General features: G+C 59.4%; 16 protein-coding genes. 8 read left to right on the forward strand and 8 right to left on the reverse strand.

Going from position 1 to position 18,780, the window contains the following annotated elements:
* Positions 1-97 precede the first annotated feature (97 nt).
* The 3 genes from VRB54_RS11815 (at position 98) to VRB54_RS11825 (ending at position 4,851) form a co-directional block, all read left to right on the forward strand.
* Positions 98-2,698 carry a hypothetical protein gene (locus VRB54_RS11815; protein ID WP_338481023.1) on the forward strand — a complete coding sequence of 867 codons (2,601 nt, stop codon included), beginning with the start codon at positions 98-100 and terminating at the stop codon, positions 2,696-2,698.
* A 251-nt stretch (positions 2,699-2,949) separates the two neighbouring features.
* On the forward strand, positions 2,950-3,315 hold the full coding sequence (locus tag VRB54_RS11820; protein ID WP_338481024.1) for a response regulator: 366 nt from the start codon (positions 2,950-2,952) through the stop codon (positions 3,313-3,315).
* A gap of 135 nt (positions 3,316-3,450) precedes the next feature.
* Positions 3,451-4,851 carry a DUF1254 domain-containing protein gene (locus tag VRB54_RS11825; protein WP_338481025.1) on the forward strand — a complete coding sequence of 467 codons (1,401 nt, stop codon included), beginning with the start codon at positions 3,451-3,453 and terminating at the stop codon, positions 4,849-4,851.
* A 28-nt stretch (positions 4,852-4,879) separates the two neighbouring features.
* On the opposite strand, the gene VRB54_RS11830 is transcribed toward VRB54_RS11825, so the two are convergent.
* The 3 genes from VRB54_RS11830 to VRB54_RS11840 form a co-directional block, all read right to left on the reverse strand.
* A complete protein-coding gene (locus VRB54_RS11830; protein ID WP_338481026.1) occupies positions 4,880-5,392 on the reverse strand; it encodes a GNAT family N-acetyltransferase in 513 nt (170 codons plus the stop codon).
* Between the two features lie 121 nt (positions 5,393-5,513).
* Positions 5,514-6,677, reverse strand: a complete 1,164-nt coding sequence (locus VRB54_RS11835) for a glycerate kinase (protein ID WP_338481027.1) — start codon at positions 6,675-6,677, stop codon at positions 5,514-5,516.
* 91 nt (positions 6,678-6,768) lie between these two features.
* Positions 6,769-7,875, reverse strand: coding sequence for a sugar diacid recognition domain-containing protein (locus VRB54_RS11840; protein WP_338481028.1), 1,107 nt, complete (start codon positions 7,873-7,875; stop codon positions 6,769-6,771).
* A gap of 160 nt (positions 7,876-8,035) precedes the next feature.
* On the opposite strand from VRB54_RS11840, the gene VRB54_RS11845 reads away from it, so the two are divergent.
* Together VRB54_RS11845 and rarD are read left to right on the forward strand one after the other, a co-directional pair.
* Positions 8,036-9,346: an MFS transporter gene (locus VRB54_RS11845; RefSeq protein ID WP_338477334.1), complete on the forward strand. Its 1,311-nt coding sequence runs from the start codon at positions 8,036-8,038 to the stop codon at positions 9,344-9,346.
* A gap of 110 nt (positions 9,347-9,456) precedes the next feature.
* Entirely contained in the window at positions 9,457-10,338 is an 882-nt protein-coding gene (rarD, locus tag VRB54_RS11850) for an EamA family transporter RarD (protein WP_338477335.1), read from the forward strand.
* 44 nt (positions 10,339-10,382) lie between these two features.
* On the opposite strand, the gene hppD is transcribed toward rarD, so the two are convergent.
* The gene (gene hppD / locus VRB54_RS11855; RefSeq protein ID WP_209982039.1) at positions 10,383-11,459 is read right to left on the reverse strand and encodes a 4-hydroxyphenylpyruvate dioxygenase; all 1,077 of its coding nucleotides are present in this window, start codon (positions 11,457-11,459) and stop codon (positions 10,383-10,385) included.
* A gap of 401 nt (positions 11,460-11,860) precedes the next feature.
* On the opposite strand from hppD, the gene VRB54_RS11860 reads away from it, so the two are divergent.
* Entirely contained in the window at positions 11,861-13,402 is a 1,542-nt protein-coding gene (locus tag VRB54_RS11860; protein ID WP_338477336.1) for an EAL domain-containing protein, read from the forward strand.
* A 196-nt stretch (positions 13,403-13,598) separates the two neighbouring features.
* Positions 13,599-13,964, forward strand: a complete 366-nt coding sequence (locus VRB54_RS11865) for a histone-like nucleoid-structuring protein, MvaT/MvaU family (protein ID WP_338477337.1) — start codon at positions 13,599-13,601, stop codon at positions 13,962-13,964.
* A gap of 111 nt (positions 13,965-14,075) precedes the next feature.
* On the opposite strand, the gene VRB54_RS11870 is transcribed toward VRB54_RS11865, so the two are convergent.
* Entirely contained in the window at positions 14,076-14,612 is a 537-nt protein-coding gene (locus VRB54_RS11870; protein WP_338477338.1) for a DUF4946 domain-containing protein, read from the reverse strand.
* Between the two features lie 176 nt (positions 14,613-14,788).
* On the opposite strand from VRB54_RS11870, the gene gloA reads away from it, so the two are divergent.
* Positions 14,789-15,310 carry a lactoylglutathione lyase gene (gloA, locus tag VRB54_RS11875; protein WP_338477340.1) on the forward strand — a complete coding sequence of 174 codons (522 nt, stop codon included), beginning with the start codon at positions 14,789-14,791 and terminating at the stop codon, positions 15,308-15,310.
* Positions 15,311-15,360: 50 nt separating this feature from the next.
* Here gloA and ahpF read toward each other — a convergent pair whose 3' ends face one another.
* The 3 genes from ahpF to VRB54_RS11890 form a co-directional block, all read right to left on the reverse strand.
* Positions 15,361-16,926 (reverse strand): alkyl hydroperoxide reductase subunit F, encoded by a 1,566-nt coding sequence (gene ahpF / locus VRB54_RS11880; protein ID WP_338477341.1) that lies wholly within the window; start codon positions 16,924-16,926, stop codon positions 15,361-15,363.
* Positions 16,927-17,049: 123 nt separating this feature from the next.
* On the reverse strand, positions 17,050-17,613 hold the full coding sequence (gene ahpC / locus VRB54_RS11885; protein WP_003191303.1) for an alkyl hydroperoxide reductase subunit C: 564 nt from the start codon (positions 17,611-17,613) through the stop codon (positions 17,050-17,052).
* A 133-nt stretch (positions 17,614-17,746) separates the two neighbouring features.
* Positions 17,747-18,679, reverse strand: coding sequence for a site-specific integrase (locus VRB54_RS11890; protein WP_338477342.1), 933 nt, complete (start codon positions 18,677-18,679; stop codon positions 17,747-17,749).
* Positions 18,680-18,780: the final 101 nt, after the last annotated feature.

Genomic DNA, 18,780 nt, shown 5'->3' on the forward strand with positions numbered 1-18,780 from the left:
GTATTCAGCCACGCTCGCCACTCACCTTTTACTGGCCTCCAGTGCACCGCAATTTCTGGTTAAAGACATTCCAGGCGGCGTCACCGTAGGCTCTGCCATGTGGGCGCAGTTAACGATTGCCGCAGCCAGGATCGAGGCGCAGACGCCTGGTCGGGTGCAGAACATGACCTACGCAGAGGTTATCGCTCAAGCTGAGTCAATAGCGGCTGACACTTACGCCACTCAATTGGCTCAACGCGGCGCCCTGAGCGATTGGGCCGTAGCCAATGGAGTGCTCAAACCCAGCGAAACCGAACATTCTGCGGCCGAGATACAACAGGCCAGGATCGCCTATAACGATCGACTCAACGCACTGGTGACCTCGTCGTCGTTGCTGCAGACGCCCGTGCCCAGTCGAAGGGACATCGCGCTGGAACACCTGAAAGCTGAATTTCCCGAGGTTGATCCTGCCTTCTTTGAAATCAGGGTTTTGCAACTACGCGACACGAACGCAGGTCGCGTTTACCCCAATTATCTTACGCGCCGCTCGATGCTTGACATCGTAATGGAGGGCAAACCCCTCGATAGGCATCACAAATGGATCGCGCCGGTCCCGCAAACTCTGATCGACTCTTTCAACACTTACGTAAAGACAAAAAAACACGTTGAGGTTCACAAGCTATTCGACACTCATTATGAAGCCGCCATGAAATCGCTGGGTGACGGCCACCATGAACTTGTCAAACAGCTGGTATCCAACTTGCCACTGGCCGATCGCAGGAATTTTGAATGCGGCGACGTGAAATTTTTCCACACCAACAAGTACAAAATTGCATTGGATTTCACTTCGCCGCTCGAACTGACAGAGCGTGCCCGCACTCTGCACGTGAAAACCACGCTCAACGGTGAAGTCACTATTTATGAAATCGACACCAGCAAGGGAACTATTGAAGAACAGGCTGACCCGTTAGACAAATTCAGTGAGCCCTACAGCCCTGAAAAGATGGACTCAAGAAAAGCAAATATCATCACTCGAAGATCGCTTCTGAACCCTTACAACGGCGCGCGCGACAACGAAGCGAGAGAAAAACCGGTTACATCTGAAATACCCGACAGCTATCGCTCCAAGCGCACCGACTTCATTGCCGACATGTACGTCAAAGCGCTCGCGCTGGATGGCGAGGAGCTGTTGAACCACGCCAGAGGTATTACGTCCTTCGACAAAGGTCGGGCGCTAGGTAGCGTGATTGATGAGTTTTTTCTCAACCTGATTCCGTTTCGATCGGCTATCAATAATTTCCTGCAAGGCAACACCCTTGACGGGGTCGGTGATCTGGCTATGGATGCGTTCGGACTGATCACGCTGGGTGCGGGCAAGGCTGCGCAAGCGGTAAAAGTCTTTGGCAAGGGCATGTCGGGTTTGAAAGCCGCTGCCAAGGCGACCAAAGCGGTAAAGTTCATTGGCGCGGCTGCTATTGAGTTTGTTAATCCCGTGGGCGGGGTGGGCGACGTGTTGGTGGGAGGAGCCAGACTGGTTGGAAGAGGGCTTGCCAAGGGGGCCGATGTGGTCACCGCGCTCAGGGGCGCAAGTGGCAGTTACGATGTGCTCAAAGCAGCCAGTAAAAATAATCGCATCGTAGCGACCGGCACCTTCAAGCTGGCAGACGATGTCGTCCAAGGCGGTGCAGTTTTTGAAAACCGTAAATGGTACTCGTTGGACCCGGTCATTGGCCCTTATGGAACGGCGTTGGCGGACTTCAAACCGGTAACGGTCGCCGCCAACGGTGAAATAAACGGCAACTGGGTTAATTGGTTGACCGCTGTTGTGGCTCCAACCCCGAGAACCCCCCACATTTCTGATGTCCTCAGAGACACCTTGGCAAAGGCCAAGGCTAATGACCTTGCCGCCTTCACCCGAGGTCATGATGCTGGCAACATCGAAAACATCCCTGGGTATTACAGTTCCATGAATGTTTCGGATCTCAAGGAGTTGACAGTCAGTCCGGGGCGCACGGCCGAAGAGATTGGTTCGTTGGCCAAGGTGATAGAAACCAGAATGATGCGCAGTAGTCTTGAAAACGCGAGAATCTTCAGCGAGCAGATTGCCGCCGCAGGTGGCAAAGCCACGCTGATGCCGCAAAACTTCTACCTGAGCCAAGGGGATCTGGCATCAAACGGCGAATGCGCGGCCTTGGTCAATACCATGGCCATGGCCATTCAGAATGGGCGCCAACAGACGTTGATCGATAATGTTTTCAAAGCGAGCATTAAGACCAATGATTCCAAAGTCCTCGCGTTTCGCAAACAACTGAACGAGATGCATCAGATCGTTCGCGACAATTTTCATGGTGTTCAACCCGTGTCCCAAATGTCACACATTGACATCGGCGCTACCCTGAGCAAAGCAACCCCGCCCTACATGATGAGAGTCGCTACGCAAAATCACGGTCTGCTCGCGGGGGTTATGTTGAATAGCAATGGCCAGAAGGAGTGGTTTTTCTTTGACCCCAATTTCGGCCTGGCGACGTTCGCCAGCGAAGCCGCAATGCAGCGCGGAATAGAGGTCTGCCTCAATAGCGGAAGAACAGCAGGCACACTGAGCCCCGTCGCCATTATCAGCGGCAGGCCGCAGTTCAATGTCAGTCTTTTCAATGACTCTGACTTTCTAATGACAGTGCCCTATAACAACCCGTATGCGCTGTTCAACGCGGCTCTTTGAGCCAGGGCTCACACATTCATGCAAGAGGGTTACAACGCCCGGCGTTCTGTATCCCCCAGCGACTTCAAGACGGGTCGCAACCCGTCGGCAGTCAAACGTATGAGTAAACCAGCACGCTGACGGGACATTCGGCGTGCCTAAGGTCACAATGCCAGCAATTCATTTTGAACTTGCTGGCATTGTTATCACTCACTACCGGGTTAGCTTCTGCCTCGTCACGTTCAGCCCCTCACTTTTCAGGAATGCTCATTATGTCCTCCACCCCCTCCACCATCCTTGTAGTAGAAGACGACAACATCGTGCGCATGCTGATCGTCGATGTACTCGAAGAGTTGGAGTTCACTGTGCTGGAGGCTGCTGACGCCGAACAGGCACTGGCATTCGCGCAGAATCGCGATGAGGTCATCAGCCTGATGATGACCGACGTCGGTCTGCCGGACATGGACGGCAAGCAACTGGCAACCAAAGTACGTGAGTTGCGCCCTGAACTGCCGATCCTGTTTGCCAGCGGCTACGCCGACAACATTGATGTGCCTGCCGGCATGCAGGTGATTGGCAAACCGTTCTCGATCGATCAGCTGCGCGACAAGGTCAAGTCCATGCTCCCCGCAGCCTGATACCTGCCCCTCCCCTTATCCATTTGCTCAGTTCAGTGTGCGTGCAGGGATTTACGTGACGTTTGGCCAATAAAACGGGAAACTCGTCGCCTTCATCTCCCGTCAGTCAAAAGAACTCTGGAAGGACGCAACAACATGATCGGAAAACCTGCGCGCCTGGTGCTGGCGAGCCTCTCCCTCCTCATGAGTACCGGCGCATGGGCCGACTTCACGGCGACGCCGGCGCAAGCGCGGGCGATCGCCAAGGAAGCCTACCTGTATGGCTTCCCGGTGGTGCAGATGTACAAAACGCTCTACACCCAGGCGGTGGACAAGGGCGGCGTCAACTACAAGGCACCGTTCAACCAGATCGGCAATGCCGCGCAGGTGGTGACGCCCAGGGACACTGCGTTCCCCAGCCCGAACGCAGATACGCCCTACTCTTTCGTATGGATGGACCTGCGCAGGGAACCGCTGGTACTGACCCTGCCCAAAATCGAAGACGACCGCTATTACTCGGTGCAGTTGATCGACCTGTATACGCAGAACATCGCTTACCTGGGCACCCGCAGCACCGGTAACAACGGCGGTCACTACATGATCGCCGGGCCTGACTGGAAAGGTCAGCAGCCGGTGGACGTCGACCGGGTGGTCTACAGCGAGAGCAATATCGCCTACGCCCTGTACCGCACGCAATTGTTCGATGAAAAGGACCTGAACAAGGTCAGGCAGATCCAGGACGGCTATAAAGTCCAGGTGCTGAGCAGCTATGTGAAGCAGGCTGCACCGCCCAAGGTTGCGAAGGTCGAGTGGCCCAAGCCGATGGCGACCATGACCGAGGGTCCGCAGCTGTTTCGCTATCTGAACTTCATGCTGGCCTTTGCCGCGCCCCAGGACAGTGAAAAGGAGATGCTCGCGCGCTTTGCCACTATCGGCATCGCCCCTGGCGCGCCGTTCAAGGTGAAACAGTTGACGGCTGAGCAGCGCAAGGCGCTGGAAGACGGTATTACCGACGCCAAGGCCGAGTTCGCTGCGTTCAAGAAAGACAAAATCGATACCCGTCAGGTCACCAGCGCAGACCTCTACGGCAGCCGCGACCACCTGCAGAACAATTACCTGTACCGCTACGCCGGTGCCGAAACGGGGTTGTTCGGCAACTCGAGTGATGAAGCGGCCTACTTCAAGTACGTCGTCGACAGCGAAGGCAAACCGGCCAACGGTGCACGCCACAGCTACACCGTGCATTTTGCCAAGGACCAGTTGCCGCCCGCCGATGCGTTCTGGTCGCTGACGATGTACGACGCCAAAACCCGCTTGCTGGTGCCGAACCACAAGAAGCGCTACCTGATCAATTCGCGCATGCTGCCCGCCCTCAAGCGCGACGCTGACGGTGGCCTGACCCTGGCGCTGCAGCACCACGAACCACCGAAAGCCGAACAGAGCAACTGGCTGCCGGCGCCGCCGGGCCCGTTCTATGCGGTGCTGCGGGTGTACCTTCCCAAGCCCGAAGTGGGTAATGGGCAATGGAAACTGCCACCGTTGACGCCATTGAAGTAACGATTGAGTGTGTGCTGCGCCCGGGCCGTCAAGCTGAGGGGCGAAGGCGCGCCATGCTCAACGTGTCGACAAACACACCGTCACGCAGGGCGTAGTCGCGCAAGCGCCCTTCCACTTCGAAGCCGAACTTGCGGTACAGGTGATGCGCGGCTTCGTTGTCGGCATACACCGTCAGTTCCACCCGGTGCAGGTTCATCCAGTTGTCGGCCACGTCCAGCGCGGCCGCCAGCAGCCGGGAGCCCACCCCTTTGCCCTGCCAGGCTGTCGCCACGCCCATGCCGAACGAACCCACATGACTCTGGCGCACCCGCAGGTATTGCTCCAGGCCCAGTTGGCCGACCACCTCGCCACCATGCAACGCCACCAGCTGGAGTCGGCGCTCGTTATCCAGCACCAGGCGTTTGCGCCAGGCTTCGACCGACTGGTAAGGCATCTGCAACACCTGCCTGCACACCGCCGGCTCGTTATAGAGGGCGGTAACGCCTTCCAGATGGGCCTCGGTGAAGCGCTGGATCATGATCGGGGTTTCAGGCGCATGCATTGTGTTTCATCCTTTGAAATACACATGGCCGCCCAGTGTAGGGGTCAAGGCTGCGCGAAGGAAAGCGCCCTGCTTTCCTTCGCGCCTGCCGTAAAACAACGTGGTGCCCAAGACGTGAACGTTATCTGACTTGCTTCCTCGCAGATTGCTCCAGCGCCGCCAGTCGCCACACCCGTGCGATATCCGATGCGCGCTCGCGCAACAGGCGTGGCGCCTCGCTGCAGGCCTGCTCCAGGCTCATGGGGCCTGACGGCAAGGCAAAGGCTGCGTCCACGCCGTGGGCATACATCTGCTCATAGCCATCACCCAGTGTGCCAGCGATCACGATCACCGGCACCCTGTGCTGTTGGGCGATGCGTGCCACCCCAAACGGCGTTTTGCCGCGCAGGGTCTGCGCGTCGAAGCGGCCCTCTCCGGTGATGACCAGGTCGGCACCGCGCACGGCTGCGTCCAGGCCGACCAGTTCGGCGACTACCTCCACTCCCGCCCGAAACTGCGCCCCCAGGAATGCCTTGGCGGCAAAGCCCAGGCCGCCAGCGGCGCCGCTACCGGGCTCGTCGCGCACGTCGGTGGCCAGAACGCTGGCGCAGTGGTCGGCGAAATGACCGAGCGCGGCGTCCAGGTATTGGACTTGCTGGGGATTGGCGCCTTTCTGCGGACCAAAAATCACCGAAGCGCCGTGCGGGCCACACAGCGGGTTGTTCACGTCGGCGGCGATTTCAAAACGCACCTGTGCCAGGCGCGGGTCAAGGTTGTCCAGGCCGATACGCGCCAACTGCGCCAATGCCAGGCCGCCGGGCGGCAATGGTTGATCTGCTGCGTCGAACAGTTGCACACCAAGGGCCTGCATCGCCCCGGCGCCGCCATCATTGGTCGCACTGCCGCCGATGGCCAGGATGATGCGCCGGGCGCCGAGTTCCACTGCGGCGCGGATCAATTCCCCCGTGCCGTAAGTGGTGCTGGAGCAGGCGTCGCGCTGGCCCGGCGCGACCAGTTGCAGGCCGCTGGCTTCGGCCATTTCGATGATGGCCGTGTGGCTGTCGGCCAGCCAGCCCCAACGGGCCTCAACCGTACCGCCCAATGGCCCTTGAACCGTCTGGCTGCGCAACTCGCCGTTGCACGCAGCCAGCACGGAATCGACCGTGCCTTCACCGCCGTCCGCCATCGGACATTGAACCAGCTCGGCAGCGGGCCAGACCTGGGCCAACCCTTCGGCGATGGCCTGGGCCACACCTGCAGCACTCAGGCTGTCCTTGAACGAGTCAGGGGCGATGATGATTTTCATGGGCGTTCTCCGTTTTTTATAACGTCCATGCTGCCAGTTGCCACCGGTCATGACGCCTGTCCGATGCACAAGTGCGGCGCAGGTTTGTTGTTCATTGTGACAATGGCTGAGGCAACAGCTGCACGCCCAGGTACAGCGCGAGCATGCCGTCCAGAGTCAACGGGTCAACACCGCTGAGTTCGGCGATACGCTCCATGCGGTAGCGCAGGCTGTTGCGGTGGATGCCCAAGGCGTCGGCACAGGCCTGGCTCTGCCCGTCGTGTTCGCACCAACTGCGCAGCGTGGCCAGCAGTTGGCCGTTGTTGTCCCTGGCCAGCACCTGGCGCAGCGGGTTGAGCAGCTCATCCAGCGCGTCTTCGTGGCGATGGCGCCAGAGCATCACCGGCAGGCGGTAGCGGTTGAGGGTAAGAATGCGCGATTGCGGCAGCACATCGCGGCCGTAGGCGAGCAGATCGCCGACGCGGCGGTAACAACGACGCAATGCGGTCAGCCCCTCGGCCTGCCCGCCAATGGCCACGCGCAGGACGTTCCAGCCCAGGCCGTCGAGTTTTTCCAGCAGGCGTGGATTATCCATCGGCACGGTGGCGGGCCGGCACCACAGCAGTGAGGATGGCGCCGAACTTACGCACCAGCTGTCCGGGTAGCGTGAAGCCAGCCAGGCACTCAAGTCCTGAGCCGGCTGCCCGGCCCCCAGCTCAAAAAGGTACGGCACGCGCGCCGTTTGCGGCTTGAGGCCCAGGCGTTGCGCCTCATCCACCAGGCGCGGCGAGTCGCCGTTGTCGGCCAACAGCAGCGCCAGCAGGTCATCGCAGCGCTGGCGTCGCCATTGTTGTTCGATTTGCTGATGACGATGGCTCACCAGCATTTCGGCGGTCATGCGCACCAGTTCGGCGTAGGTGCGCAACCCTTGCGGCTCGCCGGTGATGCCGAGCACGCCGATCAGGCGCTGATCATGCAGCAGCGGGAGATTGATGCCCGGTTGCACGCCCTTGAGGTGCTTGGCGGTCTGCGTGTCAATCTCCACCACGCGTCCGTTGGCCAGCACCAGCTGCGCGCCTTCGTGACGGGTATTGATGCGTTCCGGCTCGCCGCTGCCAAGGATCAGGCCCTGGCTGTCCATGACATTGACGTTGTAGGGCAGGATCGCCATGGTGCGATCGACGATATCCTGCGCCAGGTCATGATCAAGCTCGAACATGGGGCTGTTTTCCTTGAAAGCGAGGTTGTTCATCGGCACAGCGCATCGCATGCTTGACTGTGCGCGGGCACAAAGACAGCAGCCTGCCCGTTGGCCGAGACTCGTTGGGCGATCAACGTTACCTGTGCATCGCAAAAAATCATAATAAAGAGAGACCGCCATGTCCCAGAGCGCCGCTGCAGCACCGGCCACCGATGACGCAAAAAACGCCATCTACAAGCGCATCACCCTGCGCCTGATCCCCTTCATCTTCATCTGCTACCTGTTCAACTACCTCGACCGGGTCAACGTCGGCTTTGCCAAGTTGCAGATGCTCGACGCATTGAAGTTCAGTGAAACCGTGTACGGCCTGGGGGCCGGGATCTTCTTTATCGGCTACGTGCTGTGCGGCGTGCCGAGCAACCTGGCGCTGACGCGGTTCGGCCCGCGGCGCTGGATCGCGTTGATGATGATCGTGTGGGGCACGCTGTCGACCTGCCTGCTGTTCGTCACCACGCCCACGCACTTCTACACCCTGCGCCTGTTTACCGGTGCCGCCGAAGCGGGCTTCTTTCCGGGCGTGGTGCTGTACCTTTCGCAGTGGTTCCCGACCTTCCGCCGGGGGCGCATCATGGCCTTGTTCATGTCGGCAATCCCGGTGTCCGGCCTGCTGGGCAGTCCGTTTTCCGGCTGGATCCTCAACCATTTCGCCGCCGGTCAAGGCGGCCTTGCGGGCTGGCAGTGGATGTTCCTGTTGCAGGGCATTCCCACGGTGATCCTCGGCGCTCTCGCCTACTTTATGCTCAGCGACAGCTTTGCCCATGCCAAGTGGCTCAAGCCCCACGAGCGTGCGGTGCTGGAAGCCGACCAGGCCACAGACCTGGCGAACAAGCCGAAAACCAGCACCGATTCGCTGGCTGAGGTGTTCAGGAACCCGGCTATCTGGGCGTTCGGCGTGATCTACTTCTGTATCCAGAGCGGTGTTTACGCGATCAACTTCTGGTTGCCGTCGATCATCAAGAACCTGGGGTTCAGCGATAACCTGGTGATTGGCTGGCTCAGCGCGATTCCTTATCTGCTGGCGGCGGTGTTCATGCTGCTGGTGGGGCGTTCCGCCGATTTGCGCAAGGAGCGGCGCTGGCACCTGGTGGTGCCGATGCTGATGGGCGCCATCGGCCTGGTGATTGCGGTGAATTTCGCCACCACGCCGGCAATCGCGATCCTCGGCCTGACGATTGCGACCATGGGCGCCCTCACCGGCCTGCCAATGTTCTGGCCGGTGCCCACCGCCATGCTCAGTGCAGGCGCGGCGGCGGGCGGCCTGGCGTTGATCAACTCCATGGGCCAGATGGCCGGCTTCCTCAGCCCTTATATTGTCGGCTTTGTGAAGGATGCCACCGGGTCCACGGATATGGCGTTGTACCTGCTGGCAGCGGTAATTGTGGCGGGCAGCGTCTTGGCTTTGCGCATGACCCGCAGTCTGAAGGCCTGAGCAGGCCAAGTACCGTCAAAAAAAACGCCCCAAAATAGCGCGACGCTGCTTCGCTAAAACCACCATAATCTGCGCTTGAAATTGGATTAAACGGTTTGCGCGAGGGCAGCGTGTCTAAAGGTGTTGTGTTATCCGTATCGGCTTCGGTGTTGTTTGCCGTCATGTACTACTTCACGTCGTTGCTGACGCCGTTGAGCGGACTGGAAATTTTCGGCTGGCGCATGCTGCTGACCATGCCCTGCATGACCGTATTCATGGTCGTCACCGGCGAGTGGCGGCGTGCATGGGCGCTGTTGCGCAGGATCGCGGCCCAGCCACAGTTGATCGTCGGGGCGATGCTGTCTTCGACCTTTCTTGGCCTGCAGTTGTGGCTGTTCATGTGGGCGCCGCTCAACGGACGTAGCCTGGACGTGTCGGTGGGCTATTTCCTACTGCCGCTGACCATGGTGCTCACCGGGCGCCTGGTGTGGGGCGAGCAGTTGTCTTACCTGCAGAAGATCGCGGTGTTCTTTGCCGGTCTCGGGGTGCTCAACGAGTTGTTCCAGGCCGGAGGCTTCTCCTGGGCGACGCTGGTGGTGATCATCGGCTACCCGCTGTATTTCATCATCCGCAAATACCTCAAGACCGACCACCTGGGCGGGCTATGGCTGGACATGGCGCTGATGCTGCCGGTCGCCTGGTGGTTCGTGCAGAGCGGTGAACAGGGATTTGCGGTAATGGATGCGCACCCGAAACTCTATGCGCTGATCCCCATACTCGGGCTGATCAGTGCCTCGGCGCTGGTGAGCTATATCATTGCCAGTCGACTGCTGGCGTTCAGCCTGTTCGGGCTGCTCAGTTACGTCGAGCCGGTGCTTTTACTGGTGGTGGCGCTGCTGCTCGGCGAGGGCATCAAACCGGGCGAATGGCTGACCTACATTCCGATCTGGATCGCGGTGATGGTGCTGGTGTTCGAAGGCTTCAAGCACCTGGTGCGCCAGCGCCGGGCCTGAATCCCAGGCAACAAAAAGCCCGGCCGAAGCCGGGCTTTTATGGGTCAGTCGGTGCTCAACACACCGCGACGCACCTGATCGCGCTCGATCGACTCGAACAGCGCCTTGAAGTTGCCCTCGCCAAACCCATCGTCGCCTTTGCGCTGGATGAATTCGAAGAACACCGGCCCCATCAGGGTTTCCGAGAAAATCTGCAACAGCAGGCGCTTGTCGCCTTCGATCGACGAACCGTCCAGCAGGATACCGCGCGCTTGCAACTGGTCGACCGGCTCGCCGTGGTTGGGCAGGCGGCCTTCGAGCATTTCATAGTAGGTGTCCGGCGGCGCAGTCATGAAGCGCATGCCGATCCGCTTCAAGGCGTCCCAGGTCTGGATCAGGTCGTCGGTGAGGAACGCCACGTGCTGGATGCCCTCGCCATTGAACTGCATCAGGAATTCTTCGATCTGCCCCGCGCCCTTGGACGACTCTTCGTTGAGCGGGATACGGATCATGCCGTCCGGCGCACTCATAGCCTTGGACGTCAGGCCGGTGTACTCGCCCTTGATATCGAAGTAGCGCGCCTCACGGAAGTTGAACAGCTTCTCGTAGAAGTTCGCCCAGTAGGCCATGCGGCCGCGGTACACGTTGTGGGTCAGGTGGTCGATGACCTTGAGGCCGGCGCCGACGGGATTGCGCTCCACGCCGTCGAGGTAGACGAAGTCGATGTCATAGATCGAACTGCCTTCGCCGAAGCGATCGATCAGGTACAACGGCGCGCCGCCGATACCCTTGATGGCCGGCAGGTTGAGTTCCATCGGACCGGTCTGGATATGAATCGGCTGGGCACCCAGTTCCAGCGCGCGGGTGTAGGCCTTTTGCGAGTCCTTGACGCGAAACGCCATGCCGCACACCGACGGACCGTGTTCGGCCGCGAAATACGAGGCCAGGCTGTCGGGTTCGTTGTTGAGGATCAGGTTGATCTCGCCCTGGCGGAACAGGTGCACGTTCTTGGAGCGGTGGGTGGCTACCTGGGTGAAGCCCATGATCTCGAAGATCGGCTCCAGGATGCCTGGGGTCGGTGATGCGAATTCGATAAATTCAAAGCCCATCAGGCCCATCGGGTTTTCGTAGTGGTCTGCCATGGTCGGCGCCTCATCATGCGGGTGGTTGGCAATTGTTCAGTGGCGTGCAGTGATGAGGGTTGAGGGCGGCGCGCAGGAGAGGCCTCGCACGCTGCGGGCGAGGAAGTCACCGAAGATAAGGGGGGAGCCGAGTAGCTTCATGGTGTCATCAGTCTCTGACGGCAGAGGCTTGCGTGAGCGCAAGTCCATATTCTTGTATGCGTAAATCGATTCTACACAGCGTAACCTTGTTTGTCCGCAGTCTTATCAGATCGCCAGTGCCATGCCCCGTGCAAGGAGTTTGTAACAGCAGTTGATACAATGTTGGCCTGCTGCGCGACAAGCATATTTCAACCCAGGCATCTATCATCGCTATATTGCCGCCGGCCTCCTGGCGCCCCCACTCGCCTTACAGGCCGCTTATGCCCTTATCTGTCAAAGGCCCGCGCAAGCCCCTCGCCCGCCATTCCATCAGCGTTTTCTGTGCGTTGGTGCCCGTTGTGCTGGGTGTGTTCATCCTGCACTGGCAAGCCGAGCGCACCCTGAAGCACAACACGGTGCAAGCCGCCCAGGAAGCGGTGCGCCAATTCGAGCTGATGCTCGACCAAACCGCCCTCGCCACCCAGGCGCTGCTGCCGCTGGCTGGCAAACCCTGCGACCAGGCGGTGCAATTGGCGCTGCGTGAGCAGGTCACGCGGGGGCCGTTTGTGCGCGCAACGACCTTGTCCTGGCAGGAAAACATCTACTGCACGTCGCTGTTCGGCAGCGATCACGTATCACGCATCAACCCGGCCGACTACGTGGATGGGCGACTGTGGCTGATGAAAGGCAACCCGGTGACGCCGGACACGGCATTGCTGGTGTACCGGCTGGTCGATGGTGACCGGGCCGCCTTCGCCTCAATCGATGGCTACCACCTGACCAATACCCTGCGCCTGCTCAGCCGACATGCGCAGATGGTGCTGCAAGTGGGCCCCAATTGGCTGGGGAACGACGGCAAAGCGCACGCCACTGCGGTTCCGACGTTTGCCGTGGCCCACCACCAGCTTGCGTCCGAACGCTATCAATTGAGCGTCGATGCCGGCCTGCCGGCAGGTGAAGTCTGGCGCTACATGCAGGCACGCTACCCGGCCATGTTCAGCCTGGTGCTGTTTTTTGGCCTGTTGGCGGGCCTGCTCGCACATGGCCTGCAAAAACGTGTGTCCAGGCCCACCCATGAGCTGCGGCGAGCCCTGGGCGCCAATGAGTTTCTCGCGTATTTCCAGCCGGTGGTGCGCGGCGATAACCGCGAATGGGCAGGCTGCGAAGTGCTGATGCGCTGGCAGCACCCCAAGGAAGGCCTGGTGCGGCCCGACCTGTTTATCCCGTTGGCCGAGGATTGCGGCCTGATCGTACCGATGACCCGCGCCCTGCTGCGCCAGACCGCCGAACAACTGGCGCCGCACGCAGGGCTTCTCACTCCCGGCTTTCACATTGCGGTGAACATCACGGCCCGGCACTGCCGCAATCTGGAGTTGGTGGAGGATTGCCAGGCATTTCTTGCGGCCTTCCCACCCGGTCACGTCACGCTGGTGCTGGAGCTCACCGAGCGCGAGTTGATCGAGCCTACGGATGTCACCCGTCGATTATTCAACGCGCTGCATGAACTGGGGGTGTTGATCGCCATAGACGACTTCGGCACCGGGCATTCCAGTCTGGGTTACTTGCGCAACTTCCACGTTGACTACTTGAAGATCGATCAGAGTTTTGTCGCCATGATCGGCGTCGATGCGCTCTCCCGCCATATTCTCGACAGCATCATCGAACTGTCTGCAAAGCTCGACCTGGCTATCGTTGCCGAAGGCGTGGAAACGGTCGAACAATGTGAATATCTGGCGGCGCACGGTGTGGATTTCCTGCAGGGTTATCTATTCGGACGGCCGTTACCCGGCGCTGAATTCATTAAATCCCTGGTCCGCCATTGAATAGCCAGCGACTAGCAATGTGAAATAATGGAGTTCAGACAAAAGACTTGATTTACTCAAGACGGATTAACTACTACAATTTTTCCTGCCTGTGCAGCGCCCGCAGACGCCATCTTAGTTGAGTCGCCTTAACGCTTTTGGCTTATAGCTTTGTCTGCAGTTGATGTCAGCCACATACACTATTGGAGTAAAGATTTTGTCCAGACTCGCCGAATTTCGCGCAGCAGAAAAAGCCCTTCAAGAGCAGCTCGCCCAGCTGGAATCCCTGAAGAACGACGCCGGCCTGAAGAAAGAAATCGAATTCGAAGAAAAGCTTCAGGCACTCATGAAGCACTACGGCAAGGGCTTGCGCGACGTCATCTCCATTCTCGATCCAAACCCGGGCAAAGCCGGCGCTGCAGTCGCTACCGCCCCCAAACAGCGCCGTGCACGCGTGGTCAAGGTGTACCACAACCCGCACACCGGCGAGCTGATCGAAACCAAGGGCGGCAACCATCGCGGCCTTAAAGCCTGGAAAGAACAGTATGGCGCTGCCACTGTAGACTCCTGGTTGCGCGGCTGATCGCAGCGCACTAACAAAGAGCCCCGCTTAAGCGGGGCTTTTTTATTCAAGGGTTCGATATCGAACTTAAATATTATTTCATTTTGTTCAAAATCGATAAGTACCCCACACTTAAAGTTTCAGCGTGCTGCGCACTGAACTGACTTCATCCTTGCTCGCCTCATAAGCCTGGGCCTGACCCGCAAATGAAAATACATAGGCCTTATCGGCATCAACAGCGCCGACTAATGTTTGTGACAGCACATGCCTGCCGTTCTCGGTAATCACGCAGGTAGATTCCAATGCATCGAGACGGCTCAATGTGCTGGCGTGAATTTTGGTACACACACTTTGATAACCGCCCTGGGCGAAATCCTTCTGGATGGATTTACGCATTTCCAGCAACACGCCTTGCAGATTGACCTTGTGCCCCGCCTCAATCGGCGTGGCGGTCAGCTCCATGACCATCAGGGTCGCACCATTCTCGTCGTTCTTGATTGCCCGCTGGCGCGACACGCTCGCAGCGGCCGCGGGCGTCTGGGCGTCAGGCGCCACGTCCTCTACCTGCCAGCCACTGGGCCAGTGAACTTCCGGGTCGGCCGCCCATACCAACGGACTGGCCGACAATAAACACAGGACATTCAACAGCGGTTTAGGTAACTGGATCATTGCAAAGACGCCCAAGGTTCAAGCGTCAAAGTCTGAGCCCCCACACCCGCGACTCGCAAGGCCTGCGTGACCTTTTCTTTTGGCGCTACCGGCGGGCCTTGCGTATCATGACCGCGCAGCACGGACGCTTGCCGCAAGCCAAGGGACCGCTTTGCCCCATTTTTTCTGGAGGGCCCATGAGCCTGCACGAACTGAACACCTTGCCGGGCGTCACTGCCCAACCTGATACCGCCACCTCGAACTTCGTGTTCAACCACACCATGCTGCGGGTCAAGGACATCACTCAATCGCTGGACTTCTATACGCGCGTGCTGGGGTTTTCCCTGGTGGAAAAACGCGATTTCGCGGAAGCGGAATTCAGCCTGTACTTCCTCGCCCTCGTCGATAAGGCACAGATTCCAGCGGACGCCGCCGCGCGTACCCAGTGGATGAAGTCGATTCCAGGCATCCTGGAACTGACCCACAACCACGGCACCGAAAACGACGCGGATTTCGCCTACCACAACGGCAACACCGATCCGCGCGGTTTCGGTCATATCTGCATCTCGGTGCCGGATATTGTGGCCGCCTGCGAGCGTTTCGAAGCCCTGGGCTGCGATTTCCAGAAGCGCCTGTCGGATGGCCGCATGAAAAGCCTGGCCTTTATCAAGGACCCGGATGGGTACTGGGTCGAGATCATTCAGCCCGCGCCGCTGTAACAAAAAAACCCCATGATCGCTCATGGGGTTTTTCATTGGCGGGCCCGGTATCAAGCCGGGGCGGAGCTGCGGATCAAATGATCGAAAGCACTCAGTGAGGCCTTAGCGCCCTCGCCTACCGCAATCACGATCTGCTTGTAAGGTACGGTCGTCACGTCACCGGCGGCAAACACGCCTGGCAGTGACGTTTCGCCACGGGCATCGACGATGATCTCGCCGCGTGGTGTCAGCTCCACGGTGCCTTTGAGCCAGTCGGTATTAGGCAGCAAGCCGATCTGCACAAAGATGCCTTCCAGGTCGAGGGTGTTGAACTCGCCGCTGTCGCGATCCTTGTACACGAGGCCGGTGACTTTCTGGCCGTCGCCTTTGACTTCACTGGTCAGCGCACTGGTGATCACGTCCACGTTCGGCAGGCTGTGCAACTTGCGTTGCAACACGGCGTCGGCGCGCAGTTTGCTGTCGAACTCGAGCAAAGTGACGTGGCTGACAATACCGGCCAGGTCGATGGCCGCTTCCACGCCGGAGTTACCGCCGCCGATCACCGCGACACGCTTGCCCTTGAACAGCGGGCCATCACAGTGCGGGCAGAAGCAGACGCCCTTGGCCTTGTATTGCTGCTCGCCCGGCACACCCATTTCACGCCAGCGGGCGCCGGTGGCCAGAATCAATGTCTTGGACTTGAGAGTCGCACCGCTTTCGAAGCGAATCTCGTGCAGGTCTCCGGCATTTTTTGCCGGAATCAGGCTGCTGGCGCGCTGCAGGTTCATGACGTCCACGTCGTACTGACGCACATGGGCTTCCAGGGCGCTGACCAGTTTCGGCCCTTCGGTTTCCTGCACCGAGATAAAGTTCTCGATGGACATGGTGTCCAGCACCTGGCCGCCAAAACGCTCGGCCGCAACACCGGTACGAATGCCTTTGCGCGCAGCGTAGATGGCGGCCGAAGAACCGGCCGGGCCACCGCCGACGACCAGTACATCAAAGGCGTCCTTGGCACTGATTTTTTCGGCGGCTTTTTCGATGCCGCTGGTGTCGAGTTTGGCGAGAATCTCTTCCAGCCCCATGCGGCCCTGGCCAAAGTTCACGCCGTTCAAGTAAACGCTCGGCACCGCCATGACCTGGCGCTCATCGACTTCTGCCTGGAACAGCGCGCCGTCGATGGCGACGTGGCGGATGTTCGGGTTGAGCACGGCCATCAGGTTCAGCGCCTGGACTACATCCGGGCAGTTCTGGCAGGACAGCGAGAAGTAAGTCTCGAAGCTGAACTCGCCTTTAAGGGCGCGAATCTGTTCAATCACTTCGACACTGGCTTTCGAGGGGTGGCCGCCGACTTGCAGCAGGGCCAGCACCAGCGAAGTAAATTCATGGCCCATGGGGATGCCGGCAAAACGCAGGCTGATATCGGCACCCGGGCGGTTGATGGAGAACGATGGCTTGCGCGCGTCATTGCCATCGGTGTTCAGAGTGATCAGCGTGGTGAGGCTGGTCACGTCCTGCAAAAGGGCAAGCATTTCCTGGGATTTCGCGCCGTCATCGAGGGAGGCGACGATCTCAATCGGCTGGGTGACCCGTTCCAGGTATGACTTCAACTGAGCTTTAAGAGTGGCGTCCAACATACGGGCGATTTCCTTTGATTTCGGGTATAAAAAAACGCCCGAGCGAATCTCGCCCGGGCGTTTTTGAGGGCGGTTGCAGCTTACTGAGTAGGTGCGGATACCCGCCCTGGGTGCTTCACAGGCTTAGATCTTGCCGACCAGGTCAAGCGACGGAGCCAGGGTGGCCTCGCCTTCTTTCCACTTGGCTGGGCACACTTCGCCCGGGTGGGCAGCGACGTACTGGGCAGCCTTGATTTTGCGCAGCAGCTCGGAAGCGTCACGGCCAACACCACCGTCGTTCAGCTCGACGATCTTGATCTGACCTTCCGGGTTGATCACGAAAGTACCGCGGTCTGCCAGGCCAGCTTCTTCGATCAGCACGTCGAAGTTGCGGGAGATGGTCAGGGTCGGGTCGCCGATCATGGTGTACTGGATCTTGCCGATGGCTGGCGAGGTGTTGTGCCAGGCAGCGTGAGCGAAGTGGGTGTCGGTGGACACGCTGTAGATCTCGACGCCCAGTTTCTGGAATTCGGCGTAGTTGTCAGCCAGGTCTTCCAGTTCGGTTGGGCAGACGAAAGTGAAGTCGGCTGGGTAGAAGAACACAACGGACCATTTGCCTTTCAGGTCAGCGTCGGTCACATCTACGAAGCTGCCGTTTTTGAATGCGGTGGCTTTGAACGGTTTTACTTGGCTGTTGATGATAGGCATCGTTGACTCTCCGTCAGGGGTTATGAAGTTGATGGGGTGAATCCTAACCACTCTTTACGTCGATGGCTCATTGGCAAACCTGATGCTGGTGATTGGTTTTCCCTATCAGGTAGCTGTATTAATAGAAGAAATCTCACAGAAGCGGTTGGCTGGCCAGCGTCATGCCGGTAAAGGGGGTCGCCTCAACATAGCGCATGGCCGATTTCATGTCGCGCCAGCCGACGTAACTCATCAACGACTTCAAGTCCCAGCCGCTGCGGTGAGCCCAGGTCGCAAAGCCCCGGCGCAATGAGTGACTGGTGTATTGCTCGGCGGCGATCCCCGCACGCTCCAGCGCCTGGCGCAGCAATGGAATCACGCTGTTGGAGTGCAAGCCCTCCTCGCCCAGGTTGCCCCAGCGGTCAATGCCGCGAAACACCGGGCCGCGTACCAGGGCCGAGGCGCTGAGCCATTCGCTGTAGGCCTGCACCGGGCACAGCCTCAAAAGCGCAGGCGTCTGGTAAGTCTTGCCGAGATTGTCACGATCGCTTTTGCTGCGCGGCAGGTACAGGCTGATACCGGCGCCGGGCGTGGCCTGCACATGTTCGATCTGCAGGCGACACAGCTCATCACTGCGAAACCCGCGCCAGAACCCCAGCAGGATCAGCGCCGTGTCGCGCCGGGCACGCAGTAATCGCGGCTGATCCTGTTGATTGCTCGCCTGCTGGGCCTCTGCCTGCAGAGACGCCACCACCTGTTCCAGGTGAATAAGCTGCAACGGCTCGGCCTGCCTCTCCCGAGCCGGGTGCACGGCCCGAATGCCCTTGAGCACCTTGCGCACCACGGGCGCCTTGGTCGGATCGGGAAAACCCTGGCTGGTGTGCCACTGCGCCAACGCCGACAGGCGCAGCTTCAACGTATTGACCGCCAGCACGCCTGCATGCGCCACCAGATAGCGCGCAACGCTGTCACTGGTGGCGGGGAGGAATCCGCCCCAATTCACTTCGAAATGCTCAATGGCCGCGCGATAGCTGCGGCGCGTGTTGTCGCGGGTGGCCGCGTTGAGATACCGCTCCATATCGCTCATGGCAGGCCTATTCGTACTGATGGCAGAGGTTTTCGCGCTCACAACGCACATGACACGGGATAATACGCCAATATCCCATCTGTTAAATCATGAATTTAAAG

Source organism: Pseudomonas trivialis (assembly GCF_036864995.1).
In the GTDB taxonomy this organism is placed as follows: domain Bacteria; phylum Pseudomonadota; class Gammaproteobacteria; order Pseudomonadales; family Pseudomonadaceae; genus Aquipseudomonas; species Aquipseudomonas trivialis.

What these genes read in the sequence shown, in the direction of transcription:
- VRB54_RS11815 (WP_338481023.1), top strand. Translation starts at nt 98, where the DNA reads ATGTGGGCGCAGTTAACGATTGCCGCAGCCAGGATCGAGGCGCAGACG.
- VRB54_RS11820 (WP_338481024.1), top strand. Translation starts at nt 2,950, where the DNA reads ATGTCCTCCACCCCCTCCACCATCCTTGTAGTAGAAGACGACAACATC.
- VRB54_RS11825 (WP_338481025.1), top strand. Translation starts at nt 3,451, where the DNA reads ATGATCGGAAAACCTGCGCGCCTGGTGCTGGCGAGCCTCTCCCTCCTC.
- VRB54_RS11830 (WP_338481026.1), bottom strand. Translation starts at nt 5,392, where the DNA reads ATGCATGCGCCTGAAACCCCGATCATGATCCAGCGCTTCACCGAGGCC.
- VRB54_RS11835 (WP_338481027.1), bottom strand. Translation starts at nt 6,677, where the DNA reads ATGAAAATCATCATCGCCCCTGACTCGTTCAAGGACAGCCTGAGTGCT.
- VRB54_RS11840 (WP_338481028.1), bottom strand. Translation starts at nt 7,875, where the DNA reads ATGTTCGAGCTTGATCATGACCTGGCGCAGGATATCGTCGATCGCACC.
- VRB54_RS11845 (WP_338477334.1), top strand. Translation starts at nt 8,036, where the DNA reads ATGTCCCAGAGCGCCGCTGCAGCACCGGCCACCGATGACGCAAAAAAC.
- hppD (WP_209982039.1), bottom strand. Translation starts at nt 11,459, where the DNA reads ATGGCAGACCACTACGAAAACCCGATGGGCCTGATGGGCTTTGAATTT.
- VRB54_RS11860 (WP_338477336.1), top strand. Translation starts at nt 11,861, where the DNA reads ATGCCCTTATCTGTCAAAGGCCCGCGCAAGCCCCTCGCCCGCCATTCC.
- VRB54_RS11870 (WP_338477338.1), bottom strand. Translation starts at nt 14,612, where the DNA reads ATGATCCAGTTACCTAAACCGCTGTTGAATGTCCTGTGTTTATTGTCG.
- gloA (WP_338477340.1), top strand. Translation starts at nt 14,789, where the DNA reads ATGAGCCTGCACGAACTGAACACCTTGCCGGGCGTCACTGCCCAACCT.
- ahpF (WP_338477341.1), bottom strand. Translation starts at nt 16,926, where the DNA reads ATGTTGGACGCCACTCTTAAAGCTCAGTTGAAGTCATACCTGGAACGG.
- ahpC (WP_003191303.1), bottom strand. Translation starts at nt 17,613, where the DNA reads ATGCCTATCATCAACAGCCAAGTAAAACCGTTCAAAGCCACCGCATTC.
- VRB54_RS11890 (WP_338477342.1), bottom strand. Translation starts at nt 18,679, where the DNA reads ATGAGCGATATGGAGCGGTATCTCAACGCGGCCACCCGCGACAACACG.